This is a genomic window from Gelidibacter gilvus, assembly GCF_004115975.1.
GTDB classification, from domain to species: domain Bacteria; phylum Bacteroidota; class Bacteroidia; order Flavobacteriales; family Flavobacteriaceae; genus Gelidibacter; species Gelidibacter gilvus.
In genome coordinates, this window is record NZ_SDDZ01000006.1 from 56,107 (window position 1) to 80,818 (window position 24,712).

Below are 24,712 nucleotides of genomic sequence, written 5' to 3' on the forward strand. Positions count from 1 at the left end.
CTAAATTATTATAGGGTTGCAGTTCCTGCGTCACACCATGTGCGAAAAATCAAATATCGCAAAGGCTTTTTTAGCGCATTGTGACCAAAAGCCAGCTCAGGAGCAATGACAGGAGAGATCGATCCTTACATTTTCTTATAAAGATGTGGGCGTGCACATCTGCGATTTTTTTATCTTAGCGATTGCCATGAATATTTAACCGCTGCTGCGCATGCTTATTAACAACTTAACCTTATGATTTCCTACCTAAAAAGTAAAGGCATCAGTCTCTCGCCCCACGATTATTTTGTTAATGCCTTAAGTTTTATGGCTCTGGGTCTTTTTGCATCCCTCTTAATGGGTCTCATCCTCGAGACTATGGGCAAAGCTTTGGGCTTGGAACCTTTGGTGGAGATGGGACAGTTTGCCAAAGATCCGAAATTGGTAGGAGCGGCCATTGGAGTGGCCGTGGCCTACAGTCTTAAAGCGCCGCCGCTGATTCTTTTTTCAGCCGTGGTGGCAGGAGCGTTTGGAGGCGCACTGGGCGGTCCCGCCGGAAGTTATGTCACCGTGCTCATTGCTACAGAAGTGGGAAAAATTGCTTACAAGCTGACTAAGGTGGACATCATTATTGTGCCTATGACCGTCCTGCTGATGGGTTACGCTATCGGCAGTTTTATCGGCATACCCATTAACCAGTTGATGCAATCTTTAGGCACTTTTGTCAACTGGAGCACCCAGCAACAGCCTTATTTAATGTCCATGCTTGTGGCTACCGTAATGGGTCTGGCACTCACCGCTCCTATTTCCAGTGCCGCCATTGCCTTTATGTTAGGTATTGATGGTTTGGCTGCAGGAGCCGCCGTGGTAGGCTGTGCCGCTCAAATGGTTGGTTTTGCTAGCATCAGTTTTAAGGAAAACGGCATGGGCGGATGGATCGCCCAAGGCTTAGGCACCAGCATGTTGCAAATTGGGAATGTGATTAAAAATCCTTGGATTTTGGTAGCGCCTACCCTGGCCGGACTCTTAACTGCACCTCTGGCCGTTGGGGTATTTCAAATGAAAAATAATGCGGCCGGTGCCGGGATGGGTACCAGCGGACTGGTAGGACAATTTATGGCTTTTGACACCATGGGATTTTCCTGGACCACCTTTACCTTGGTATTGGTATTCCATATCCTTTTGCCAATAGGACTCAGTGTTTTATTTGCCACCTATCTGCGCAGGAAAGGCAAGATTAAGCCTGGGGATCTGAAGTTGATTTATGAATAATGGGAAGACATTAGTCAATAACAGGTTTACTTTTAGCCGTTGTGGATTCTTCGATCCATAGCTAAGAGATGCGCCCAACGCTTTTCTTTTTCTATGAAGTATTTCTTTTTTTTTGCACAACTTAAAGGTAGAAGTAGAATTACAAACATTTTTTCATCACTAACTTTTGGAACCATGATATATACAAGCAATATATGGTAACTCATAATTTAACATACATTTGTTTAACTTTTATCAATATTACTTAAACATTTTGTATCTTTAAGCGATTATCCCAAATGGGAAATTTTACTTAAAATGATTATTATGTTTGGACTATTTAATAAGAAATCGGAGAAAGATAAATTATATGAACACTATCAAAAGCTTACAAAAGAAGCCCATGGTCTTTCTACTAGTAATAGAAAACTAAGTGACCAAAAGACTTATGAGGCTGAAGAGGTCATGAAAAAATTAGAACAATTAAAGTAAGAGATAGTCGATAAAAAGAAACCAGATAATGTTGTTTTTGATATAGAAACTCAAAAATATGATGCCGGCTTAAAACCGGCAAAATGTCTGGATTTCCGAAGCATCGCCAGACTCTTGTTTTCCGAACTGATTGCAGGGAAACCTTATTACAACCAAGGTATCCTGATAAGCAGCGTTCAATTTTTGTAAATCCTTATATTGATTTGTAAAACCATCGTTTTTATAATTTGTATTTTAAAAGATACAATGCCACGATCCATCTCAAAAATTTGACCTGGGAGGCTGCTTTATCAAACATTAAAAAAGCTGCGGTAGAAGCTACTTCTTCTGGATTTAAAAACCTCTTTAAAGGATGGCGCTCGGTTATATTTTCAATCATCTTTTCATTTCGCAATAATTTTGAAGCAAGTTGCGTATCAGTAACTGCTGGCGCAATGGCATTCACACGTATTGTTGGGGCTAACTCAGCTCCAAGTGATTTGACCAAGCCTTCAACAGCAGATTTAAATCCAGCTAAACTGGTGTGGAATGGCATACTCAACTTTGCGGCTACTGTGCTAAAAAGTAAAATAGACGGAGGTCCCATCTATATAGACTTCTTTATGGATATCAATCTATTACATTTTATTGCTTTCCGTTCCCATGATTTTATCCCAAAAAGTAAAGTATAATCCGTAATTGGTATTGAATTCTTTATGATGAAAATGATGGTGTGTCGCACCAATCCATAGTTTTCCGAACGTACTTTTTCTAAAAACAGTAGGGTAAACCTCAATATCTAGATGATTAATTACACTGCTAAAAGTCATAAAAATTAAATAAAAAAAGAGTACATAAATGTTTATTGGTATGATCAAAAGGATAATCGGAAGAATTAAAGCTTCTAGGATACTTTCCCAGGGATGAAACGAAAATGCTGTCCAGGGTGTTGTACTGAGGCTCTGATGATGGACTTTATGCACAATTTTATAAAACTTTTGCAAATGCATTGCTCTATGTAGCCAATAATAATAAGTTTCGTGAACTAAGAATACAATAATTAAGCTCAATGGCAAATACCAAAAACTATATTTTAAAGGATCTAAATAAATAGCAGTAAGGTCATTTAGCCAAAGCCAATAAACGAGCGCTCCAAAAACGGCAAATATTGCTGAAGATATAATGCTCCAATAAATTTCGTTCCTTATCTGATCTTTTTTAACCGGTCGCTGGCTCAATATTTCCGCAGAAGTATTTCTGTTTTTTGTATTCAAATAATACAGATAGAACAGTCCTGCTGTCATAAAATACCGAACCAACAGAATCAAAAAGAAAATTAGAATATAGCTAAGAAAATTATCCATAAATAATTTGAATGCAATAAATAATACACCTTTAAAGTTATGAAAACTTTTTCTACATAGGATTCATATTAATTTTTAAAAATCTCAGCTCATTCATTTCTTTTAAGTTCCAAAAAGATGTTTTAAAGAAATTGACTTTTTAGAATAAAAATGTACGATACTCTCATAAACTCTCAGCTCTATTCACATTAATAAAAATAATAATGACAATGAAATATTAAATAAGTTAAAGTTATTGTTCTCACAACACTTATGACTCATCGTCAAATAGTCTAGAAAATGACTTCCATTCAACATAATAATTTCTCTATAGCGCCAAAAAATATTTTTTTTCAGTCAACCATTTTAGAGTAAGCGCAGTATTTTAGATGGCATATTAATCCATAAAAAATAAAAACATGAGCACAAGACACGACAACTTAATCGACCAATTGGAAGAAATTTTAGAGAAAAACAGAGATGCAGAAAAAGGGTATAAAAAAGCAGCAGAAAATGCAGAGAATCCAAGTTTGAAAGCCTTCTTTATAGATAAATCGAGAGACCGCGAAAGCTTTAATGCAGAATTGAAGAGGGAGATGGTAGTGAACTATAAAGAAATCGATGATGAGGGATCTTTCACTGGAACTATGCATAGAGTTTGGATGGATGTCAAGGCGCTTTTCTCGGCAGATAATGATGAATCCATGCTGGAGGAAGCGATTCGCGGAGAAAAAGCATCTGTTGAGGAATATGCGGAAGTTTTGAATAATTCCGACCTTCCTGCAAGCATTGCAACCATTCTTAGACAACAAAAAATGAAAGTCCAAGAAGATCTCGCAAAAGTTAAGGGAATGGAGCATTTTAAATAGTCTCAAGCTCTAAGTGATTTAAGAAATGTCTCAAATTGGGGCATTTTTTTGTTATAAAGATGACCCATCGAAACACATTTCACACTTAATTTTTAACGTTTTTTAATCTTGAAAAAACGTATTCGCATTAAAAAATTCTTTTTCTACGTTACATTTTGTATTCACAAAAATATATCTTCATGCCAATTCTCAACTACCTTGCAGATCAGTATTTAATAACATAATTAGTAAACTCAAAATTAAAACAATCAGGTAAAAACCGCTCTCCAATATTTACAGTAGTGTTATGAAAAACAAACTAGCCATCATCGGATCAGGACCAACCTGCATTTATTTTCTCAAACAACTTTCCGATCAGCCTCAAGAATTTAAATCGCACTTGCATTCGATTACAATTTTTGAGAAATCAATTAATGCCGGTATGGGAATGCCCTATAATCCCGAAATGACTGATTTTTATAACTTATCTAATATTTCATCTGAAGAAATTCCAGCCCTGGAAGAAAGTTTTGCAGAGTGGTTAAGGAATCAACCGAAGGGACTACTTAAAAATTTAAATGTAACTGAATTTCCAATCAGTAAATCAAAAGTATACAGTCGTATCGCTCTTGGAAATTATTTTAGAGACCAATTTGAAAAATTAATCGAAAAACTTAAAAAACAAGACCTAAGGATAAATGTCATGTCAGGCGTAGAGATTATAGATATGATAAGGTAAACGATCAGAAACTTTGGAATACGCCATGTTTGTGAATTGTTCAGGTCAAGGGAAATTAGATTTTGAAAACTATCCTTTTCCCACACTTATAAGCAAGAATATGGTAAGAAAGTCAAGAGCCGTATTCAAATTTACTCCTGATCCATCAATTATTAAAGATGCTAAAAAGAAAGACCGGATTCTTACTCATAGAAATAAAACCTATTTATATACAGGGGGTATTGATGTCGATGCAGGATACAGAGTAATTGATTCAACTGGCGTACCTTCTTCTAAGATTCGGGATGTTTCTTTTATCCATACTTCAGGCTGTCGGCCATATTCCTACGGTCTGCAAGCCTGCAACGCTACAAGTACAATTTTGATGGAGCAGTTTAAAAAAGACTTGAAATTGAACCATCCTAAAAAAGAAATGTCACTTGAGGAGATCACCAAAATTTATGATAGCAATGACAATTTATAGAAAGTGATTCATGGGATCTTCAACAACACATGTATTGTAAGTTGATGTAGTTGTTTCAAAAATCCTTAAAAGTTCAGTACGAAATGGAAGCATTGGATAGGTTATTTTATTCCGGAACCAGTGGCTTAGTCATGCAGGCTTCCCCAAAAACAAGACAGTTATTAATTCGAGTTTAAATAAACCTTATAAATCAGCAATATGCTCTGCAACCTCATTTGCCAACTCAATCAGCGCCTTTCTGATTTCCTTGTCCATATTAGTGCCGTCCATGAGTACAATCGCTACCGAAGCAATGGCATACAACTGCACAAGGGTCTTGCTATACATCGCGACAATCGGTAAGGCGCCAGTAAGGCCCTGAGACATATGATCTAATATTTTGCCATACGCTTCCACTACATTGTCGATGTCTTTTAGTTGCGTTTCCACTGATTTGGCTCCACCGCCGGTGCCATCGTAGAGTATGCCATAAAGTTCGCCCGTATCATGAGAAATCTGCCAATACGCTTTTTCTGATGCCGTTTTATCAAAGAGTGTAAAGGGCGTATACAGTGTTGTCTTATTGCCGTAATAATTTGATCGGAGCTGTTGATTCCAAAAAACCGGGTCTTTCTCTACCGCTTCGTTATCCCTAAACCAGTTTAAGCCATAGGCGGTTTCTAAATCCATCAGTTGCTTATCTTTTAATAATGCCAATGTATTTTTCGGGAAATAGCTGTTTTCTAAAACGGCTAATTGCGCTGTTTTTTCAATGGTGGTTTTAAAGGCTTTCAGGGCATCTGGATCCAATGACAGATAATCGGACGTGGGTACATAATCAAAGCTAAGCGTGCTGTGTGTTTCACCGATGCCGATTTGCTGTTTAAGGATTCCTATTCTCGGTCCGGCGGCATAGGTATAGGAGTTTTCAGTAACGCCTTCCGCCAAGGGTGCCATTAACGGGATGAATAATGAGTTGTAATGAAGTCCTCCTTTTTTAAATTCCTCGATTGCTTTTTCATCATCGCCATTCATCAAAGGTTCCCCCCAATTGCGCGTGCTTAATTTATACTTCAACTCATCACATAAAGCAGTTGATAGTGTGGGTCCTTCGCCTTCAATACTGATGAGCATTCCGCCGAAAATGGTATTGCGAACATCTAGGAAATCTTGCCGAGTAGGCAAATTTTTATCGTATTCTGACCATCCAGCTACTAAGCGTTTTACTGTTTTTGTCTTGCTTTTTATCGTTAGGTACAAACCGGCAATATTTTGACCTAAAAGATGATCCTTAGGTACTTGTATGGCAAATTTATACTGGCTTTGTGCGCTTAATCTATTGTCATCAATAGTTAAACTGACATCATGTGGAATATCATTTCCTGAAGCGTAGTAGGTAAATACATAAGGTGGGATGACGATTTTCTCAAGGAATGACGTCACCATTTGAGCAGTTTCTTCTCGGTCTTGTGCATTTAAAACGACCCCATTGGTGGTCTCCGCCATGATGTCAAAGGAATCAAAGGATGTTCCTTTCACGCTTAATACTACAGCAGGTGGACCACTCTTGAAAAAAGGTTCCATCTTCGGATCAAAAGTATCATCATTATCGCCATCCGTCGCAAAAATAATCAGGTCGTTTCTGGTTTGAGAGGCCCTGAGCAGCCAGGTGTACAATGAGGAGTCTGTTGGCCATTTCTCCAATCGCGCTGTAGGGTATTTTGTCAAGATGGATTTTTCAAGGGTATCAATAAACGAATCCATGCCTTCATCTCGATATTCCAAAGGCATGCTCCTGGAGATATCGTACATGATGAGCACTTTGGGCGTCCGTTGGTTATTTTCCATGATTGCCTTTACCGGACTCCCATTATCTACAATACTAAAATCGGTAGCGGATAGGCCTTCAACAAATTCACCTTCGGCATTTGTGGGTGTTACTTCTAATTTCACCAGCGGAAAAAGTGCGGGAATAGCGGCTATTTCCAGTTTGGTCACTGTTTTTTGAAGATCTTTATCCGGTTTCTCCATGATGCCATTTCCATCAATTTTTGGATTGTCGCCTGAAAGATCCATGACTTTACCTTCCAGAGTAAAAGGATTTCCTATAAAAGACCGTTCTTCCATAAATGGCAACTCCAGATCAAAACCTTGGAGGGATAAAGTTGGTGTAAACGTTCTTAAATCACCAAAGGAAGTCACCATTTGTTCTTCTAAGGTCAGACCATTTTCAAACGACAAGCCCACGCGGTTTCCTATCAGTTCATGAACGAACCATTCCCCTGAAATCAATTCTGTTTCTACTTCTGGATCAATTCCTGCACGAAAACTTAAGCTTAAATTTATTTTCTCATCATTCAATACCGCAGGTTGAGCCGGTCTTAAATCTGCTTTTGCCTTGTTTTTTAATTCTCCAAAAGGAACTTTAGGGTCAAACAGGTGTGCATAACATGTTTTTCCGTCCCATTCAAACTCAACTGTTGGTGTTCCATTTCCATAGTGGTCCCAGCGGAAACTGCTGGTAAGTGGGCTGATTTTTTCTTTATCGGGTAAGGTCTGCCAAACCTCATCGGCCAGTTTTTTACTGGCAGACAAATCGGGGTTAATAAGGTCATAATTCCTGGAGTTGTTGTTATACGCTCCCAATTCTTTTGCCCATCGCTCCCTGGTGGCATCATCAATAGCAGGTGCGAAAGGTCGTTTTATTGGCCGATAAAAGAAGGAAGGAACTTCTTCATCCGGGATATCTTTTATATCAAGTATTTCATAGACCACCTTTGATTTGATCCCGGCTTGCGCGTACATTTCATGTAAAAGTTCCGCTTTTTCACGAGGTGTTGCAAATCCATATCGCAAAGCTCCTTTCGTGCCATATTTCATGGCGGTTTGCATGCCATGGATTTCTGCGCGTTTAGCCGGCATCAGGTGGATATCATCCCTTACAAAATCAAACATTGCTTTGGGGTCTTTACCAGCAATTAATTTTTTATATCTGCCTTCCAAATGATCAGGGCTGGTTTCTAAGGCCATTAACATCTCTTCCCAAACCTTATAAGGCCCTTCTCCTGAACCCAAGTAGTTTGTGGGGGTTTCCTTATTTTCATTGCATCTCCACAAAACAGGAGCAATGCCGGTTACCAGGCCGATAAGCGCCATTTGCTTTAAAAACTCACGCCTAGGTTTTTCAGGTGAATTACCCTTGTCTTTATTCATAAGGAAATATATTTAATAGGATTATATAAAATGAAAAGATAATAAAAGAATTTGAATAGTAGGGTCACCTAAATAATGTGTTCGAGTTAATGCCTTCCCATTTTACGCTCATAAGGTTTAGTTTTTAGTAATGATAACTACCAAAGTTGATTAAGAAAGCTATGGCCATATAACTCCTATTTATCAAGTACTAATACTATATTGTCCCGTATAAATTAAATAGCATTATTTTTGAATAGTTTAAGCGGGAATAGGCATCCAAACCCGTAAATATGAATGTCGAAAAACGACAACAATCCGATGGTGCAAAAACAAGCTCGTACAAAATCAGATGTTATGAAAGTACTTCCATTTAAAATTCCAAAACCCGAACATGACGCTCTAGTCTATCAGGAAGATAAGGGCATTTTATTCTATGATAAATTACACCAACATGAAGAGATTCAGATAAGTTATATCATTAAAGGCGAAGGGAAATTAATTGTTGGCGATACCGTAAATTACTATAAACCTAATGATATTCTGGTTATTGGAAGCTATCTGCCACATATTCTTAAAAGTGACGTCAGCGCTACTGAGGAATCAGAAATGTTAACCTTGTTTTTCACCAAAAAATCCTTTGGGACTAATTTTTTTAACATGGAAGAGACGAAGGCTTTACAGCCTTTCTTTACCAGGGCAACACATGGTTTTAAAGCCATTTCAGATAGTGAAGACATGGCACGGCTTTTCTTATCGTTAAGATCGGCGGAAAAGTTGGATCGGTTTTTAATTTTGCTAAAATTATTGAAGCTCGGATCTTCATGTGAGTATCAAAGCTTATCCTCTTTTATATATGACAAACACTATTCGGATTCTGAAGGCCATCGCATGCGCGATATTTTTGAATTCACGATGGGCAACTTTAACGCGAATATTACCTTAGAAGACGTTTCTGATAAGGCAAATATGACGAAGAACGCGTTCTGTAAATACTTTAAGAAACGGACGAACAAAACATATTTTCAATTTTTAACCGAATTACGGGTCGAACATGCTACAAAATTATTAGTATCAGAAAACCAATTCACCATTGCCGAAATTGCCTATGAATCGGGATTTAAAAATATCTCCAATTTTAACAGGCAGTTTAAAGTGATAAAAAAAGACACGCCCTCCGATTTCAGAAAAGAAAACATAGCAACTTTTTAGTGATTATCAATGAATGGGATACATGAACACCCGTCTTTCTAAAAACCTGAATTTCAATTAGAAACGAACTGTTTCACACCTCCAAAAAACAGTTCATTTTTAAGAATTACGCTTTCAACCTGATCACAAAGGCTCAAATTTTGCCGATAAGTGGAAAAAAAAAGCAGGTATCTAAAGCGTTACGCCAAATGGATCCTCAATAGAGAACATCGGTTCTGTAAACCATTTAGGGCCTTGTTTGGTCATATAAATATGATCTTCATGGCGAATACCAAATTGGTCTGGCACACAAATCATAGGTTCGATACTAAAACACATTCCTGGCTCTAAAACAGTTTCTTCATTTCTAACAACATAAGGCCATTCGTGAATATCCAGGCCAATTCCATGCCCAGTACGATGTGGCAGCCCAGGCAATTCATAATCAGGTCCGAGGCCATGTGCTTCAATCACCACACGCGATGCATCATCAATAGAGGAAAAAGTGTTTCCTAACTGAGCGGCATCAAAAGCGGCTTGTTGGGTTTCTTTCTCTATATTCCAAATACGTTTTTTCAATTCGCTAATTGTACCAAACACATAAGTGCGGGTAATATCTGAGAGATACCCATGCAATTCACAACCGGTATCTATGAGGACCATTTCGCCGTCTTCCAAATCCTTAGGGGTCTTGACGCCATGAGGAAATGAGGTATCCACACCAAACAATACGATGCAAAAATAAGACCCTGACGGAATTCCATAACGCTTATGCGCTTCGTGAATAAAGTCAGTGACTTCTTTAGCGCTGATGCCAACATGAAGAATTCTTGCGACGGCTTTCTGCACTTCTAAAGTAATCGTCATGGCATGCTGAATGATAGCGATCTCAGCTTCAGATTTTACCATTCTGCATCCTGCAGTGATCGGTTTGGCATTGACAAGTTCAAATTTCGGATTCGCTTTTGCAATCCCATCGGTTATAAAAAATGGCGCACTTTCATCTATAAAAACAACCCCGCTATCCACACCATTTTCAGAACATACCTGAGCTAACAATTGATAAGGGCTTTCGTGTTCCTCCCAACAATGGATGGTTCCTTCAACCTCCATGAAATCTAAAATTGTCCCTTTTTCAAAACTTGGAGCGATATAATGCACGATTCCATTTGGAAATAACAAAGCACCAACCATACGCTCGCTGGAATTCCATTTCATCCCAGTGAAATAATAGAGGTTGTTCCCAGCGTGCAAATACATGACCTGTGCTTTTTGATCTTGCATTAATTGACAAGCTTTCTCAATCCGTGAATTAAATTCGCTTTTTTGTATCGGTTTTACTAAATGTGCATTAGGTGTGATGGCACTTAATTCGGCGTCAATTGTACTCCCACCGATTCCTTTTGTTTTCATAAATTATTAATTTTAAAATGTTCTATCTGGACGAAATGCGTGGCAATATAATGAGGCTTTTTTTTGAAATCACCTCTGAAACCGAAACTTGTACTTTTCATTTATTCGTAATTTGCCTAAGGCTCCCTTACTTGTAAACCTCAAACACAAAAATATAATTGTCCTTAAACAGATTACTTTCAAGATAACTAAATCCAATCAATTGTTTTCTCTATCTCATATTTTCTTTGAAAACAAACCTACAAATTTAGACCGAACACACTTAGCATAATAATAGTCTGTTATCCATAACTAATACTATATCATCTAAATTTCTAAGATTTTTAAGTTAACGGAATATTATTATTCGCAACAATGGAATTTACGAGATCCGTCTGGAAATAGATAAATGAAAGTAGTTGAAGGATAAAACAAGGTTGAGCGTGTCATATTTAAAAAAAATCATTTTTCCTAATCCATAATATCACAATGACCACATGAAGCAGAAATATATTCAAAATCTCTCTTGACTATTCAAGTTGAAAATGATATCTTTAAAAACCCTTCACTCTTGGAGATACACTCTTAAAATTTTAAAATTATGCGTAAACTAACTTTTGCGTTATGGCTATTATTTATTCCAGCCGTACTCTTTGCACAGGAAGCATCCGTAATGCAGCAAATCAAAAAAGAAGGAATAGAAAACTCGCAAGTGATGGATATCGCTTTCCATCTCACTGAAAAAAGCGGCCCTCGATTGATGAATAGTCCTGGATATTATAGGGCTATGGATTATTCGATGGATCAATTAAAAGCGTGGGGACTTGAAAATGTGGCGAAGGACGAATGGGGCGATTTTGGAAAAGGATGGGAATTGAAAAAATTCTATATCGCTATGAAATCCCCTTGGTACAAACCAATAATTGCATTTCCAAAATCTTGGACAAGCGGCACCAACGGTCTGAAAACAGCAACAGTTATCCTTATCGATCCTCAAGCAGATAGTACTGCTCTGGTTAATAACTACAAAGGAAAACTTGCAGGCAAGATTTTGGCTATGGATAAATTAATCGAATACAAATTGAATGATAAAGCCGATTTAGTGCGCTATACCAAAGCCGAATTAGATTCTTTGGGAGCTGTTCAATTGAACAAAAAAGAAGCGGATACTATAGGAATGGCAGAGCGTAGAAAAAAATGGATTCAGTCTTGGAGAGAGTCCAGAAAAAAAGCCGAAATACTTGGAAATCTTGCCAGGGAAGAAGGCGCTGTGGCCATCATTAGTTCTTCGCCGAGAAATCATGACGGAACTGTCTTTGTTCAACAAGGAGGGTCACATGCCATGGACGCCCCGGAAAACTTTCTGGATATCGCAATGGCTTTGGAAGACTATAATATGATTTTAAGATTGGTTCGCGCCAATGAACCGGTGGAGCTGGATTTAGAAGTCGATTCTCAATTTTATACAGATCAAGAGAAAGGCTATAATGTGATAGGTCAAATTACGGGTACAGACCCCAAACTGAAAGATGAAGTGGTGATGATTGGTGGGCATTTAGATTCGTGGCAAGGTTCGGTTGGCGCGACAGATAACGCTGCTGGTTCCGCCGTGATGATGGAAGCCATGCGGATTTTGAAGACCTTGAATATCAAACCAAAACGCACGGTACGTATTGGACTTTGGGGAGGAGAAGAACAAGGCATACACGGTTCTAGAGGTTATGTGTCCAAAACTTTTGCCAATAGAGAAGATATGAAACTAAAGCCCGCTCATGAAAAATTCAATGTCTATTTCAACCTCGATAACGGTACGGGACGTATCAATGGCATTTATTTACAAGAAAACGAAGCCGCCCGTGATATCATGAAGAAATGGCTCAGCCCTTTTGAAGATTTGGGAGCTACGACCATAACTGCGGGAAATACTGGAGGAACAGATCATTTATCCTTTGACGGTGTTGGTCTGCCAGGATTCCAATTTATTCAGGATGAGGTAGAATATAATTCCCGAACGCATCACAGCAATATGGACAGCTACGATCATTTGGTGGAAGATGATTTAAAACAAGCGGCTACCGTAATGGCCGGTTTGATTTATCAGGCTGCAATGAGTGATCAAAAAGTTCCTCGAAAAGAATTGCCTAAGGCACAAAAAAGCCAATTTTAGTTCCAGATAACAGATGGGATAAAATTTCTAAAGAAAAACAGCCATGCTTTAAATTGTATGGCTGTTGTGCTTTAGAAAAGGCTGAAAGTTCGTAGATTCCAGCTTAGTAATTTACTTTTAACATGAGAGCATTTGGATTTTTCTATGATAGTAAAAACCAGCCATCTGAAAAGTTGAAAGGCTGATATGCAATCATATCTACTAGAAGGAGACTATCTATTTTAGATGATTCCTATCCCAATCCCTGATCTCATTGGTGACATCCTGTGAGGTTCTATTGGTCCGTTTTGCGATTCGATTGGTCATGTGTTCAAAATCCCCTGAATTGTAATTGACATCTTCATCGGTGAGTTTTGGATACCGTTTTCTATAGTCACTCTCAATATCTGTCCAACGACTCTCTAATTGGCGATCAGGTTTCTCGTTTGGCTGATGTCGGTTTTCTCCGTAATCCACTTCCCCCTGAACATCGTTGGTCCGTTTGTCCATTCGGTGTTCATTATCGTGAAGACGTTCTGGATTTCCAGTGATTTTTTGATTCTTGTCTTGATCTGACCCTTTTTCAGTGGGTTTGCCATCTTGACTTTGTTGTGCTTTGTCGAGACCCTGATTTTGTAGTTCCTTGTCTCTATCGTAATTCCGCTTATCTTTATTTGTGTCCATAATTTTGTCGTTTTTAAATTCCTTATGAAAGTTAGTGATCACCAATCAATAGGTTGAACCTTATAAAGCAAATTTTTGACACTATTGATTTAAGTAAATTATTAATACTATCAGAAACCACAAATTTCAGCTCTTAAATTAATACAGCAACTCAAAGTATTTATTGCGACAATCTACTTCACATTTAATGACAATCTTTAGTCATTTATTTATTAATCCTAAAACACTTTTATTATGTTAAGATGGTTTATTGTTTGTATCGTTATTGCAATTGTGGCTGGAATTTTCGGATTTGGAGGAATTTCTGATGCAGCTGCTGGTATTGCCAAAGTGATCTTTTTTATATTTATTATTGGCGCCATTATCGCTTTTTTACTGTTCAAAAAGATTTTTTGATCGGCATTAAAAAGCTTATTGGGTTTAGAACTCGTACGTTATCGTCGAAATAACTATCAGAAGTCAGAAGACGTCGGCACGACATAAACGCCGATTTATAATTTCAGACATTTATCGCCTGAAGTTTTAAAATGAACGACGTGTTGTTTATATTCTTTGAAAGTTTTGCTTCCGACTTACTGAAGAAAATTATATGATTTTAAAGAATGGACTTATTTGACCCCTCGCCCATAGCGAATATGTTACCCATTGATGGAGAAGTCCGTTATTATGGAAGCATTCTGGATCCTAAAAGTGCCGATCATTATTTCGACCACTTATTAACAAATAGTCGTTGGGAAAATGACCAAGTCCTTATTTTCGGAAAATTGATCGTGACAAAACGTAAGGTCGCCTGGTATGGCGATGAACCATTTCAATATACCTATTCCAAAACCACCAAATTGGCGTTGCCATGGACCAAAGAACTTTTAGAATTAAAAGAAATCGTCGAAAACAAATCGGGAGAAACCTTTAACTCCTGTTTACTCAATTTATACCATACGGGAGAAGAAGGCATGTCTTGGCACAGTGATGATGAAAAAGATTTAAAAAAGAATGCGGCCATAGGTTCTTTAAGTCTTGGTGCGGCTCGGAAATTTTCATTTAGGCATAAGGTTACAAATCATACAATTTCCCTCGTGTTGGAAAATGGAAGTCTACTGATTATGAAAGACCAGACCCAAGCGCATTGGAAGCACCGCTTACCTCCTACCAAGAAAGTATCAACACCTAGAATTAATTTAACCTTTCGCACGATTGTCTCCTAATTTCTGAGGCAGGTATTAAAGCTTACACTCTCTAAAATCAAATTTCAACAAACTAAAAAACCAAGCCACTTATTCAGTGACTTGGTCTTAATTGAAATGCGCTTTCAAAATTCAGATGAAGAAGAGGGTGGATTTACGCTCTTTTCATCCCTTACAAAAATTTCTAAGCCGGAATTTTTTCAGCCTTTTTCATCCGGTCCCAATTTCTATGTTGTGCAATGGCCTTAATAAATTTTGAAGGCTCTGTATTCAAACAGACTGCCACGTCATCCTTAAAATCGGAAACATAGGTTGCCTCTAAAAAATCAACACCTTCATGATCGGCAGCAATAGCTTTGCAGTGTTTCAAAGCTTCGTTGATGAACTTGATGAATTTTGATTCCTTCTTCAAAGCATTGACGGATGCTTTTCCACCTGGAACGTAAAGTGCATCATACAGGACACTTTCAGTAGTAATTATAGCCGCATCCACTTTTTGTTCTTGACCATCATCGCTCTTAACCGTGCCTCCATGCGGCGCTACGGTTTTAATCATGGCTCCTTCTTTTTTCAGTGCCTCAGTCATTTTCTTAAAATCCTTCATAGAAAATCCATCAGCTATCAAAACAGCAATCTGTCGCGTCTCAATACTGTCAAACTTAGTTTTTGCCTGACTCAGAGCGGGGGATTTATCCAAATAAATTTTCTTTTTAGGTGGTTGATGTTTAGAGACATCCGCATCGGCACCAATAGCTTGATTTACGGGACCATCAACGGATTTTGGAACCTTGAGACCCAAACCTTTGGCTACTTTTTGAGAAAGGTCTTCATCAATTTGTGCAATCATATATAACATACGTTCCTGAATGTTTTGGTTCAAGCATTTGCCCAATTCAAAAATATAGGCATCGGTGACATGTTTTTGCTCCCAATCGGAGAGACTTCTATAAAACAATGCGGGTTGCGAAAAATGATCTGAAAAACTTTCACTTCTGGTTCTGATTTTTCTTGCATCAATCCGTTCCTCATAAGACGTAAAAGCACCTTCAGACATTTTTGAAAGGTGCGGACATCCGCCACTGAGACTATTGGGGAAATACGCCGTTTGCCCTTTTGGAATGTCCATTTGCATATGGCCGTCCCTCTGATTATTATGCGTTGGCATAATTGGTCTGTTGATCGGGATTTGATGAAAATTAGGTGATCCCAATCGTGATAACTGGGTATCCCGATACGAAAACAATCGCCCTTGCAACAAGGGATCGTTGGTGAAATCAATTCCCGGGATAATGTGCCCAGGTAGAAATGCAACCTGTTCTGTTTCGGCAAAAAAGTTTTCAGGATTTTTATTGAGGGTCATTTTTCCAATGATTTTTACCGGCACCATTTCTTCTGGAATCAGTTTGGTAGGATCCAAAAGATCGAACTCAAATTTGTGCTCATCCTCTTCGGCCACAATCTGAATTCCAAATTCCCATTCAGGAAAATGTCCAGCCTCAATCGCGTCCCACAGATCTCTTCTGTGGAAATCTGAATCCGCACCACTTATTTTTACCGCTTCATCCCATGTTACAGAATGCACGCCTAATTTAGGTTTCCAATGGAATTTCACAAAATGCGATTCCCCTTTATCATTGATCAACCGGTACGTGTGGATTCCAAATCCTTCCATCATTCTTAAACTACGTGGAATGGCACGATCGCTCATGGCCCAAATCTGGTTGTGCAAAGTTTCCGTCGCATGGGTTACAAAATCGTAAAATGTATCGTGTGCCGATGCTGCCTGAGGAATTTCTTTATTAGGTTCAGGTTTTACGGCATGGACCAGGTCCGGAAACTTCATGGCATCCTGTATAAAGAAGATGGGCATATTATTGCCTACTAAATCCCAAGTGCCTTCATCGGTATAAAATTTTACGGCAAAACCTCGCACGTCTCTTGCCAAATCCGTCGAGCCCTTAGAACCTGCTACCGTTGAAAAACGCACAAAAACTGGAGTTTTGCGTGAGGTATCTGTAAAAATTCCAGCTTTACTAAATTCTGCTATACTTTCATACAATTCAAAATAACCATGTGCTCCACTTCCTCTGGCGTGTACAATACGCTCTGGAATTCTTTCGTGGTCAAAATGGGTGATTTTCTCCCTCAATAAAAAATCTTCGAGTAAGGTAGAACCCCTTTCTCCCGATTTTAAGGAGTTATTAGTGTCATTAACCTTTAGACCTTGGTTAGTGGTCATGGTTGTATCCTTTGTTTCCGTGACGAAACCTTTTAAATCTTCTGTTTTTTTTGAACCAGAATTTTCTGTTTTCTTATTGTCCATAGAATCATGTTTTATTAATATTCTTAGTCACCAGTGAAGTAATGAACCTTAAAGTTCGAATTAAATCAAACAGAAAATTAGCCCAAAAAATTAATATTATGACGCATTACATAAGAATGACAATTATTATGAGGAAATTTGTTAAAACGACTTACACGCTACGGAAGAAAATTTTTAATGACTAAACTGCTCTGAAAACTAATAGATTACGAACTATGGAGAGAATTTGAAGGATTTAATAATACAACCTAAAATCCAACGTTTTGGCAAGGTCATAATGCTTTTGGAATAGTTCTTCTACCGCTTCTTTGAGATCATGATGATCCTGGAATATACTAAAGAAAGCAATGTCCAAAGTTCTATAGCTTGGAATTTCTTTAACATGCCTCCCGTATCCTGAAATGGCGCGTGCACCCGTAATGTCCAAAAAGTATTGGGACTCCTCATCGGATAACTCCAATATTTTTTTATTAGCGAAATGGATCACTTTACCTTTCATTTTCCCTTCAAAAAGTTCGGCGATTTCCTCGATACTATAAAAATAATTATTTATCTGAATGTTGTTTGGACCTCCTGGCATGACCAAATAGATAATTTCATAATCCTTGAAGTTATGATCGTCATAAAGCAGCGTGTTCAAGCTTTCCTCTAATCCTTCAATGGTATCGCAGGTTTTATAAATACTTGCGATATCATGCTGCAACGCAATTTTTTCAAGGGCTTTAACGACTTCTGTGTCATGGTCGGTCTCCACATCTGGAACCGATTCCAAACAGAAAATAAATTGTTCGTCTTCCATAAATTATTGCTTTCTCTTTTTTTTTATAAGTCACAAAACTGCTGCTTTTGAATGTGTTTAGCAAGGATTTTAAGAATCATCTGATATTTCATTCTGATTCATCTATTGAACAATTGTTTCCCGCGTTGCATCAGCTATCCAAAACTAGTTCATAAAAACACCTTAAAAGTTATAATCCCCGAATGTAAATATCAATTATTTTTTAACGATTTCCTCAATAGCCACTGCTTTCCATTGACCTAATCCCCAAAATATTTAACTTGAAAGCTTCAACGCGAACCCATTGGTTTTTAAGGCTCATTTTTCGATTGATAGAGCACTTTACAATTCTACAATTGAAGTAATTTCAATCTCACGTACCATTTAATCCAAAACCTATATCATGGAACCTTTAAACCTAAAAGAATCCGTCACCTCAAAAAGATTGTTTTTTCCAAAGAAAAAACAAGATACAATCACAACACCGACCAGTCCAAAACTTAAGGCATCAGTTTTAATGCTCAGCACATTTCCACCGCGTGAATGTGGCATTGCAACCTACTCAAAAGATTTGATGGACAGTGTCAATAGAGCTTTTGGAGATTCTTGTTCAATACAAATATGTCCACTTTACGATGATAAACATCCGCTCGAGCAATCGCAACGCTTCCCCTACAGTTTAAATACAGATTCTGTTGAGAGCTATAAAAAACTTTCATCAAAAATCAACTTGGATGATACCATTAAACTGGTCATGATCCAACATGAATTTGGATTGTACAATGGCTATTCCGAGAATTTTATAGAGTTTTTAAAATCGCTGGGAAAACCATCGGTAGTCGCATTCCATACCGTCATACCTCATCCGGATCCTCTCTTAAAAAAGCATGTGAGGGCCATTGCTTCTTGCGTAAAAAGTGTGACCGTAATGACCAAAACGTCCCAATCCATATTAACGGAAGCCTATGGCATAGCGCCATCGAAAATTAAGGTGATTACGCACGGAACCCATTTGATCAGACATAAAAACAAAGACAAATTAAAAACGAAATATGACCTTGATCAAAAAACCGTGTTGTCCACCTTCGGACTTTTGGGCCCGGGGAAAAGTATCGAAACCACTTTGGATGCGCTTCCAGAATTGGTTAAGGAATTTCCGAAAATAGTTTTTTTGGTTTTGGGAAAAACACATCCCACTTTAGCTAAGCACGAAGGGGAAACCTATCGGGAGTTTTTGGTCCAAAAAACAAAAGATTTAAAAATTGAATCACACGTTAAATTTGTCAATGAATTTCTACCGTTAGACACCTTGTTGGAATATCTTCAACTTACAGACATTTATCTGTTCACCTCCAAGGATCCGAACCAAGCTGTAAGTGGCACCTTTGCTTATGCCATGAGTTGCGGCTGTCCTATTATTTCAACACCTATACCCCATGCCAAGGAATTTTTGTCTGAAAATAAAGGCCTGTTATTTGATTTTGGAGATAGTCAAAAATTAACGTTGCACTTACGAACGCTTTTAAAAGACAAACACTATCGAAAAAATCTGGGATTGAATGGACTTCATGCCTCTTCAGCGAACTCTTGGGAAAACTCAGCTTTGGCGCATGGGCAATTATTTCAAAAATTGGCGGACTCTACAGAACTGAAATATCAAAAACCGGAATTAAAATTGGACCATCTCCATAAAATGACCACCGAAATTGGACTGGTTCAATTTGCGAAATTAAATCAGCCGGATATTACTTCGGGATATACGCTAGACGATAACGCAAGAGCGCTCATTGTAATTTGTGAATATTATAAACTTACCAAAAACAACAGCCTTATACCGGCCCTAAAGAAATATTTTAGCTTTATTTTAAATTGCCAACGGCATGATGGTCGGTTTTTTAATTATGTTGACGAAAACAGCACATTTACCAAACAGAATGATAAGGTCAATCTTGAAGATTCCAACGGTCGGGCTATTTGGGCTCTCGGGCAGCTCTTGGAAATTGAAAATCTTATCCCTGCCAGTTATGCTTATCTTTTTAATCGCGCCAGAGAATGTTTTGAAGAATACATTCCCAATGCCATCCACTGCAATTCACCTCGAGCTATAGCATTTATGATTAAGGGCATTGCGGTATCGAGATTGGCACAATCAGATTCAGTTTATAATTTCACCCTTCGCAAATTGGGATCCAAGCTCACCAAAATGTACCACGCTGAATCAGCATATGATTGGAAATGGTTTGAACCGTATCTCACCTATGGCAATAGTGTTTTGCCAGAAGCTATGCTTGAGGTTTACAAGTTGACGAAGATGGAAGAATATAAAGTTATCGCTTTTGAATCGTTCAATTTCTTGCTCAAACATCTCTTTAGAAATGAGGAATTTAAGGTCATCTCCAATCAGACTTGGTTTTTGAGAGGCGATTCGCTTAAGGAGTGTTCCCTAGGCGGACAACAACCTATTGATGTGGCTTATACCATTTTGGCTTTGAAAAATTTTCACAAGGTGTTCTCCAATGAAGGATACGAAAAGAAGATGGAATTGGCTTTTAGTTGGTTTATGGGAAATAACCACTTAAAACAAATTATCTATAACCCTTGTACCACGGGATGTTTTGATGGGTTGGAGCTAAAAAATGTCAATTTGAATCAAGGTGCGGAATCGACCGTCAGTTATTTATTGGCGCGCATGGCATTTGAAAATTAGAACGCTGTTTTTTAATCCATGGATTTCTTGAGTTCTTCTAATAACGACGACAGATTAACGGTGGCGTACGACGATGAATAATCGGATACGGCATAAGGTATAATAAGATCATTATTATGAATCATGCCGCCACAGGAATAGACCACGTTTGGCACATAGCCTTCGCGTTCTTCCTTATTCGGTGAAATCAAAGGTTCCTTTAACCGACCGATGACGCGTGTAGGATCTTCCAAATCGAGTAACGAAGCCCCAATACAATAACGGCGCATTGGTCCCACGCCATGGGTCAAGATCAGCCATCCTTCGTCGGTATAGATAGGAGAGCCACAATTTCCTATTTGGGTCAGATCCCAAGCAAATTTCGGTTCTTGAATTTTTATGGGATTGTTCCATAAGGTGATACGGTCTGAAAACACCACATAATTGTTATACCCGTCAACTCTGGCCAGCATGGCATATTTCCCTTTTATTTTTCTGGGAAACAATGCGAAGTTTTTGTTCTGTGCGGCGTTCCCGTGAAGTGGCATGATCCTAAAATCTAAAAAATCGCAGGTGCTCAGTAATTTCGGAATGATGGTATGGCCATTATATGCCGTGTAGGTCGCGTAAATTGTTTCGCTTCCATCATCATCGGTAAATCGAACAAACCGGGCATCCTCAATGCCTCTGCTTTCTGCGGGAGAATTCGGGAATATCACACGTTCTGAAATATCATTCAACTCGCTAAAGGTCAAATCATAATAAGAATCAACCAACCAAGTCATCTCTGAAAGCGCCAATTGTTTGGCGGAGTCAATTTTATTGTCGTCCAATATTTTTTTTACCGAGTCTTTAAGTGCATAATATTCAAAATGACTAGGTAAAGGATCCATAATTTCTGAAATAAACTGATCAGGAATTTTAATTTCCTGCATTTTCTCAACAAAGCGCTGTTTGTCATACGACATCTTGTATCCTACTTCTGGAAGATCAATGTGATTTTTAACTTTTAGGATGTGAAGATTGTTCTCCTCGTCTAAAATGCCTCTTCTAAAAACGATGGAGGACAAATGGCCTTCGCCTGTCGCCCTAAAAGATATAATCACCCGTTTCTCTCCCTCTTTAAGAAAAGATTGATCGAGATCTTCAATCATTGACGGATTAAAAAGCGCGGCAGATTCCAGCGAATATTCCATGGTACTATAGGCACCGATCAACATTTTCTGGTTTTCGGTCAAATGCTCATATTTGATTCCCATTTGAGAGATCAAATCTTTAAAATTCTCACAATGTTGTTTAAATATTTTTTTAAGATTTCGATGTCTTCCTTTAAATTCCTGAAGAGTTTTTGCTAGTTCGTCAGCAACTTTAGTTTCAGAATACTCCAATATATTCAAGATAAGTTGCTTGGTCCGTATATCTCCGTTATTAAAAAAACGCGTGACCACTCGCGATGCATCTGGTGTAAATTTTAAAGGTTTACGTTGCACTTTTATTCCCATGAAGACAAGTTACTAAAAATTGGAATTGAATGAATTCGATTGGGACTATTTTTTCAATAATTTATTAACCGACCATATTATCGGGACAAAGGTTCAAGGTTTTTATGATATTTTTGAACACCTTGCCATTATTTAAGACCTGGAAACATCTTCACCTATCTATGAATTGTTATCGTGATCTCTATTTTCGTGAAGCTTGAAAAAATTTTAACACGGAAAAACGATCACTATTCTTTTTCGATCACAAATCCAACGTTTTAGGCACATCAATCTCAGCTTCAAGCCTTAATTTTATAGAAACAATAAAAAACACAATCATGAAAACATTAGAAGATTTATTTGAACATCAACTTAAGGATTTATACAGTGCCGAAACCCAATTGATCGCCGCTTTACCTAAAATGGTCAAAAGCGCCACTGATCCGAAACTTAAAAAAGCATTTGAAGACCATTTGGAAGAAACTAAAAATCAGAAAAAACGTTTGGAGGACGTCGGTAAGCAATTAGATATCGATTTAAAAGGCGAAACCTGCAAGGCCATGCAAGGCTTGATCAAGGAAGCGGAAAGTTTTATCAATGAAAAGAAAGATGAAGATGTCAACAACGCTGGGCTCATTGCTGAGGCGCAACGTGTGGAACATTATGAAATATCAGGTTACGGGACCGCAGTGAGATATGCCAAAGAATTGGGACATAAAAAAATTGCTTCCATACTTCAAGAAACCTTGGATGAAGAACACGGTGCGGACACCAAACTGAATGATATGGCAGAACAACGTCTTAACAGAAAAGCGATAGAAAAATAATGAAGTTTATCAATTAGCAAAAAAAAATCCCGATTTATTCGGGATTTTTACTTTAGTTTAAAGTCGTTTCTCATTCTATGAGACGTTTATTTCTTTAGTTTCTCGTCCCTTTCCTTCGTCGCACGTCCCGCTAAATCTCGGTCTTTACCACCAGGATTTCCGCCATATTGATCGTGATGTTTCTTTTTAAAGACGCCTTTATCGACACTTTTGTCTTTCTCAGGATCAAAGTCTGTGTTTTTCTTTTTATCAGTCATTGTATGTGTTTTTAAAATTAATATTCCAATTATAGAAATTCAAGCTCATGGTAAAAGATCGGTATTCCAATATCTAATTTCATTATTGACTTCTGAGCGACATCTCTGGGTCTTACTCGCAATTCTGTCCGTCAGTTCGCCAAATTTCCCTGGTAAAAGTTCCAGATCCTTATCTGTTAACATGGGATACACTTGTTGATATTCAGCTTTTACCTCAAGCCATTTTTCTTCCATGTCTAGGCTGACTGGATCTTCAGAATGCCTTTTATTACTATTATCCTCTGGAGTTTCTAGCCGATTATCTTGATCTTTCATGATGTATTTTAATTTAAGAACTATCAAATTACAAATACATTACGAATTATATTGACCTAAACAACATAAAAATTGATCCATTTCTAGGTTTTCAATTCACAATTATTTTAATCAAAGCACTATCGGGCTGGAATTATGTTCTTGACAACTCAAACGCCAAGATTAAGAATGAGTTCTTGTTCAATTAATGACCTTTCAGGACACCAATCGGAGGCTCTCTTTTAATTTTTGTTGATGGCACTTAGGCGTACACTTAAAACGCTTTTTAAATATTCGACAAAAATAACTTCTACTGGTCAGTCCCACGGAATATACAATTTCAGAAACGTTCAAATTGGTGTTTCTCAACAATACCAGGGCTTTCTCCAACCGTTGATTTCTGATAAAAATAGCAACCGTACACTGATGCATTTCCTTAAAGCCCAATTGAAGTTTTGAAACCGACAAACCGGTTTTTTTGCACAGTTCCTTAATACTGTATTCATGTTGGGGATTTTCCTTGATTTCCTCGGAGATATTCTTTAACTGCTGAATTTCGAAAGGTTGAAGGACGCCCATTTTATTGGAACAACTGAGAAATTCCTTAATCTTTAAACCCATCAAAATGTGGCTATACCCTTGCGCTATAAATTTATTTTCACACGTGGTCTTATCGATGTTTTTGATTCTTCTTGCCATCTCACAGAGTTCCAAATTGGGCAGAAGTACTCTTTCAGGAGTCGAAACATCCATAAATATAGTATCCTGTTGTAAGGATTGAAATAAAGAGAGCTGCTCGGCAGTAAGATGTGAACGCTGAATTCTCAAAATCAGAAAATCATAACTGGTATGGGGATCACAATTAAAAGACATCGTTTCCGATTCATTATTAGGAATCAATACGCTCGAAAATGAAGGAATCACAATATTATTCGTGTCGCAATTTAAAGTCAATGGCGATTTTGGCGCCAAATTAAAACACATATAGAGTGCGGAATCCTTTTCTGATTTCAGGTAGATAGTAAAATCATGGAGCGCTTTTAATTCAAAACCGTAGAATTCAATGTGGTCATTAAGGGCATATCGTTCTATTGACCCTTTAAAATAGCGACCATTGCTGGTTTGACCTTCCCGAATTTCAAAACTATATAAACCATTCATAGTAAAAGTTTTTAATGTTTGGTAATTCTAGTCAGGAGTACAA

Annotated in this window: 23 protein-coding genes and 1 pseudogene; 11 read left to right on the plus strand and 13 right to left on the minus strand. The window is 37.9% G+C overall.

The genetic code is table 11. The features are described from left to right. The first annotated feature begins 234 nt into the window (after positions 1-234). Positions 235-1,251: a PTS transporter subunit IIC gene (locus ESZ48_RS11265; protein WP_129017594.1), complete on the plus strand. Its 1,017-nt coding sequence runs from the start codon at positions 235-237 to the stop codon at positions 1,249-1,251. Positions 1,252-1,283: 32 nt separating this feature from the next. Here ESZ48_RS11265 and ESZ48_RS19310 read toward each other — a convergent pair whose 3' ends face one another. Further along, on the minus strand, positions 1,284-1,457 hold the full coding sequence (locus ESZ48_RS19310) for a hypothetical protein (RefSeq protein ID WP_190246245.1): 174 nt from the start codon (positions 1,455-1,457) through the stop codon (positions 1,284-1,286). A 100-nt stretch (positions 1,458-1,557) separates the two neighbouring features. Here ESZ48_RS19310 and ESZ48_RS11270 point away from each other — a divergent pair, with 100 nt between their 5' ends. Next, positions 1,558-1,722 (plus strand): Lacal_2735 family protein, encoded by a 165-nt coding sequence (locus ESZ48_RS11270; RefSeq protein WP_129017595.1) that lies wholly within the window; start codon positions 1,558-1,560, stop codon positions 1,720-1,722. 69 nt (positions 1,723-1,791) lie between these two features. On the opposite strand, the gene ESZ48_RS11280 is transcribed toward ESZ48_RS11270, so the two are convergent. From ESZ48_RS11280 to ESZ48_RS11290, 3 genes and pseudogenes are all read right to left on the minus strand, one after another. Continuing rightward, on the minus strand, positions 1,792-1,902 hold the full coding sequence (locus tag ESZ48_RS11280; RefSeq protein WP_129017596.1) for a hypothetical protein: 111 nt from the start codon (positions 1,900-1,902) through the stop codon (positions 1,792-1,794). Beyond that, positions 1,899-2,299 (minus strand): annotated as a pseudogene (locus tag ESZ48_RS11285) (SDR family NAD(P)-dependent oxidoreductase); the annotation flags it as partial. The gene ESZ48_RS11280 and the pseudogene ESZ48_RS11285, both read right to left, overlap by 4 nt. 40 nt (positions 2,300-2,339) lie before the next feature. Next, positions 2,340-3,065 carry a sterol desaturase family protein gene (locus ESZ48_RS11290; RefSeq protein WP_129017597.1) on the minus strand — a complete coding sequence of 242 codons (726 nt, stop codon included), beginning with the start codon at positions 3,063-3,065 and terminating at the stop codon, positions 2,340-2,342. 398 nt (positions 3,066-3,463) lie between these two features. On the opposite strand from ESZ48_RS11290, the gene ESZ48_RS11295 reads away from it, so the two are divergent. The 3 genes from ESZ48_RS11295 (at position 3,464) to ESZ48_RS11305 (ending at position 5,094) form a co-directional block, all read left to right on the plus strand. Further along, positions 3,464-3,913 (plus strand): ferritin-like domain-containing protein, encoded by a 450-nt coding sequence (locus tag ESZ48_RS11295; RefSeq protein ID WP_129017598.1) that lies wholly within the window; start codon positions 3,464-3,466, stop codon positions 3,911-3,913. A gap of 286 nt (positions 3,914-4,199) precedes the next feature. Beyond that, the gene (locus ESZ48_RS11300) at positions 4,200-4,631 is read left to right on the plus strand and encodes an FAD/NAD(P)-binding protein (RefSeq protein ID WP_129017599.1); all 432 of its coding nucleotides are present in this window, start codon (positions 4,200-4,202) and stop codon (positions 4,629-4,631) included. A gap of 25 nt (positions 4,632-4,656) precedes the next feature. Next, positions 4,657-5,094 carry a hypothetical protein gene (locus tag ESZ48_RS11305; protein ID WP_129017600.1) on the plus strand — a complete coding sequence of 146 codons (438 nt, stop codon included), beginning with the start codon at positions 4,657-4,659 and terminating at the stop codon, positions 5,092-5,094. 183 nt (positions 5,095-5,277) lie between these two features. Here ESZ48_RS11305 and ESZ48_RS11310 read toward each other — a convergent pair whose 3' ends face one another. After that, positions 5,278-8,286: a hypothetical protein gene (locus ESZ48_RS11310; RefSeq protein WP_129017601.1), complete on the minus strand. Its 3,009-nt coding sequence runs from the start codon at positions 8,284-8,286 to the stop codon at positions 5,278-5,280. 276 nt (positions 8,287-8,562) lie between these two features. Between ESZ48_RS11310 and ESZ48_RS11315 the strand changes: the two genes are divergently transcribed. Next, positions 8,563-9,477 carry an AraC family transcriptional regulator gene (locus ESZ48_RS11315; RefSeq protein ID WP_317127990.1) on the plus strand — a complete coding sequence of 305 codons (915 nt, stop codon included), beginning with the start codon at positions 8,563-8,565 and terminating at the stop codon, positions 9,475-9,477. Positions 9,478-9,648: 171 nt separating this feature from the next. On the opposite strand, the gene ESZ48_RS11320 is transcribed toward ESZ48_RS11315, so the two are convergent. After that, entirely contained in the window at positions 9,649-10,869 is a 1,221-nt protein-coding gene (locus ESZ48_RS11320) for a M24 family metallopeptidase (RefSeq protein ID WP_129017602.1), read from the minus strand. 580 nt (positions 10,870-11,449) lie between these two features. Here ESZ48_RS11320 and ESZ48_RS11325 point away from each other — a divergent pair. Further along, the gene (locus ESZ48_RS11325) at positions 11,450-13,015 is read left to right on the plus strand and encodes a M20/M25/M40 family metallo-hydrolase (protein WP_129017603.1); all 1,566 of its coding nucleotides are present in this window, start codon (positions 11,450-11,452) and stop codon (positions 13,013-13,015) included. A gap of 216 nt (positions 13,016-13,231) precedes the next feature. On the opposite strand, the gene ESZ48_RS11330 is transcribed toward ESZ48_RS11325, so the two are convergent. Further along, a complete protein-coding gene (locus tag ESZ48_RS11330) occupies positions 13,232-13,678 on the minus strand; it encodes a hypothetical protein (protein WP_129017604.1) in 447 nt (148 codons plus the stop codon). A 234-nt stretch (positions 13,679-13,912) separates the two neighbouring features. Between ESZ48_RS11330 and ESZ48_RS11335 the strand changes: the two genes are divergently transcribed. After that, positions 13,913-14,074, plus strand: coding sequence for a DUF1328 family protein (locus ESZ48_RS11335; protein ID WP_129017605.1), 162 nt, complete (start codon positions 13,913-13,915; stop codon positions 14,072-14,074). 206 nt (positions 14,075-14,280) lie between these two features. Beyond that, entirely contained in the window at positions 14,281-14,883 is a 603-nt protein-coding gene (locus ESZ48_RS11340; RefSeq protein ID WP_129017606.1) for an alpha-ketoglutarate-dependent dioxygenase AlkB family protein, read from the plus strand. Between the two features lie 163 nt (positions 14,884-15,046). Here the strand turns inward: ESZ48_RS11340 and ESZ48_RS11345 are convergent, their stop codons facing one another. After that, a complete protein-coding gene (locus ESZ48_RS11345) occupies positions 15,047-17,185 on the minus strand; it encodes a catalase (protein ID WP_129017607.1) in 2,139 nt (712 codons plus the stop codon). A gap of 235 nt (positions 17,186-17,420) precedes the next feature. Further along, on the minus strand, positions 17,421-17,984 hold the full coding sequence (locus ESZ48_RS11350) for a DUF6642 family protein (protein ID WP_129017608.1): 564 nt from the start codon (positions 17,982-17,984) through the stop codon (positions 17,421-17,423). Positions 17,985-18,366: 382 nt separating this feature from the next. On the opposite strand from ESZ48_RS11350, the gene ESZ48_RS11355 reads away from it, so the two are divergent. Next, positions 18,367-20,670 carry a glycosyltransferase gene (locus ESZ48_RS11355; RefSeq protein ID WP_129017609.1) on the plus strand — a complete coding sequence of 768 codons (2,304 nt, stop codon included), beginning with the start codon at positions 18,367-18,369 and terminating at the stop codon, positions 20,668-20,670. Between the two features lie 11 nt (positions 20,671-20,681). On the opposite strand, the gene ESZ48_RS11360 is transcribed toward ESZ48_RS11355, so the two are convergent. Continuing rightward, positions 20,682-22,151, minus strand: a complete 1,470-nt coding sequence (locus tag ESZ48_RS11360) for a glycoside hydrolase family 130 protein (protein WP_129017610.1) — start codon at positions 22,149-22,151, stop codon at positions 20,682-20,684. Positions 22,152-22,468: 317 nt separating this feature from the next. Between ESZ48_RS11360 and ESZ48_RS11365 the strand changes: the two genes are divergently transcribed. Then, positions 22,469-22,957, plus strand: coding sequence for a YciE/YciF ferroxidase family protein (locus tag ESZ48_RS11365; protein ID WP_129017611.1), 489 nt, complete (start codon positions 22,469-22,471; stop codon positions 22,955-22,957). Positions 22,958-23,043: 86 nt separating this feature from the next. Here the strand turns inward: ESZ48_RS11365 and ESZ48_RS19315 are convergent, their stop codons facing one another. The 3 genes from ESZ48_RS19315 to ESZ48_RS11375 all read right to left on the minus strand — a co-directional run bounded on the left by ESZ48_RS19315 (position 23,044) and on the right by ESZ48_RS11375 (position 24,669). Then, entirely contained in the window at positions 23,044-23,214 is a 171-nt protein-coding gene (locus ESZ48_RS19315) for a hypothetical protein (RefSeq protein WP_190246246.1), read from the minus strand. Positions 23,215-23,259: 45 nt separating this feature from the next. Next, a complete protein-coding gene (locus ESZ48_RS11370; protein WP_129017612.1) occupies positions 23,260-23,529 on the minus strand; it encodes a hypothetical protein in 270 nt (89 codons plus the stop codon). 195 nt (positions 23,530-23,724) lie between these two features. After that, a complete protein-coding gene (locus tag ESZ48_RS11375) occupies positions 23,725-24,669 on the minus strand; it encodes a helix-turn-helix transcriptional regulator (RefSeq protein WP_129017613.1) in 945 nt (314 codons plus the stop codon). Positions 24,670-24,712 lie beyond the last annotated feature (43 nt).

Bases quoted from the DNA above. Each gene is read 5' to 3' on its own strand.
- ESZ48_RS11265 (WP_129017594.1), top strand. From the start codon at position 235: ATGATTTCCTACCTAAAAAGTAAAGGCATCAGTCTCTCGCCCCACGAT.
- ESZ48_RS19310 (WP_190246245.1), bottom strand. From the start codon at position 1,457: ATGAGTTACCATATATTGCTTGTATATATCATGGTTCCAAAAGTTAGT.
- ESZ48_RS11270 (WP_129017595.1), top strand. From the start codon at position 1,558: ATGTTTGGACTATTTAATAAGAAATCGGAGAAAGATAAATTATATGAA.
- ESZ48_RS11290 (WP_129017597.1), bottom strand. From the start codon at position 3,065: ATGGATAATTTTCTTAGCTATATTCTAATTTTCTTTTTGATTCTGTTG.
- ESZ48_RS11295 (WP_129017598.1), top strand. From the start codon at position 3,464: ATGAGCACAAGACACGACAACTTAATCGACCAATTGGAAGAAATTTTA.
- ESZ48_RS11300 (WP_129017599.1), top strand. From the start codon at position 4,200: ATGAAAAACAAACTAGCCATCATCGGATCAGGACCAACCTGCATTTAT.
- ESZ48_RS11305 (WP_129017600.1), top strand. From the start codon at position 4,657: ATGTTTGTGAATTGTTCAGGTCAAGGGAAATTAGATTTTGAAAACTAT.
- ESZ48_RS11310 (WP_129017601.1), bottom strand. From the start codon at position 8,286: ATGAATAAAGACAAGGGTAATTCACCTGAAAAACCTAGGCGTGAGTTT.
- ESZ48_RS11315 (WP_317127990.1), top strand. From the start codon at position 8,563: ATGTCGAAAAACGACAACAATCCGATGGTGCAAAAACAAGCTCGTACA.
- ESZ48_RS11320 (WP_129017602.1), bottom strand. From the start codon at position 10,869: ATGAAAACAAAAGGAATCGGTGGGAGTACAATTGACGCCGAATTAAGT.
- ESZ48_RS11325 (WP_129017603.1), top strand. From the start codon at position 11,450: ATGCGTAAACTAACTTTTGCGTTATGGCTATTATTTATTCCAGCCGTA.
- ESZ48_RS11330 (WP_129017604.1), bottom strand. From the start codon at position 13,678: ATGGACACAAATAAAGATAAGCGGAATTACGATAGAGACAAGGAACTA.
- ESZ48_RS11335 (WP_129017605.1), top strand. From the start codon at position 13,913: ATGTTAAGATGGTTTATTGTTTGTATCGTTATTGCAATTGTGGCTGGA.
- ESZ48_RS11340 (WP_129017606.1), top strand. From the start codon at position 14,281: ATGGACTTATTTGACCCCTCGCCCATAGCGAATATGTTACCCATTGAT.
- ESZ48_RS11345 (WP_129017607.1), bottom strand. From the start codon at position 17,185: ATGGACAATAAGAAAACAGAAAATTCTGGTTCAAAAAAAACAGAAGAT.
- ESZ48_RS11350 (WP_129017608.1), bottom strand. From the start codon at position 17,984: ATGGAAGACGAACAATTTATTTTCTGTTTGGAATCGGTTCCAGATGTG.
- ESZ48_RS11355 (WP_129017609.1), top strand. From the start codon at position 18,367: ATGGAACCTTTAAACCTAAAAGAATCCGTCACCTCAAAAAGATTGTTT.
- ESZ48_RS11360 (WP_129017610.1), bottom strand. From the start codon at position 22,151: ATGGGAATAAAAGTGCAACGTAAACCTTTAAAATTTACACCAGATGCA.
- ESZ48_RS11365 (WP_129017611.1), top strand. From the start codon at position 22,469: ATGAAAACATTAGAAGATTTATTTGAACATCAACTTAAGGATTTATAC.
- ESZ48_RS19315 (WP_190246246.1), bottom strand. From the start codon at position 23,214: ATGACTGATAAAAAGAAAAACACAGACTTTGATCCTGAGAAAGACAAA.
- ESZ48_RS11370 (WP_129017612.1), bottom strand. From the start codon at position 23,529: ATGAAAGATCAAGATAATCGGCTAGAAACTCCAGAGGATAATAGTAAT.
- ESZ48_RS11375 (WP_129017613.1), bottom strand. From the start codon at position 24,669: ATGAATGGTTTATATAGTTTTGAAATTCGGGAAGGTCAAACCAGCAAT.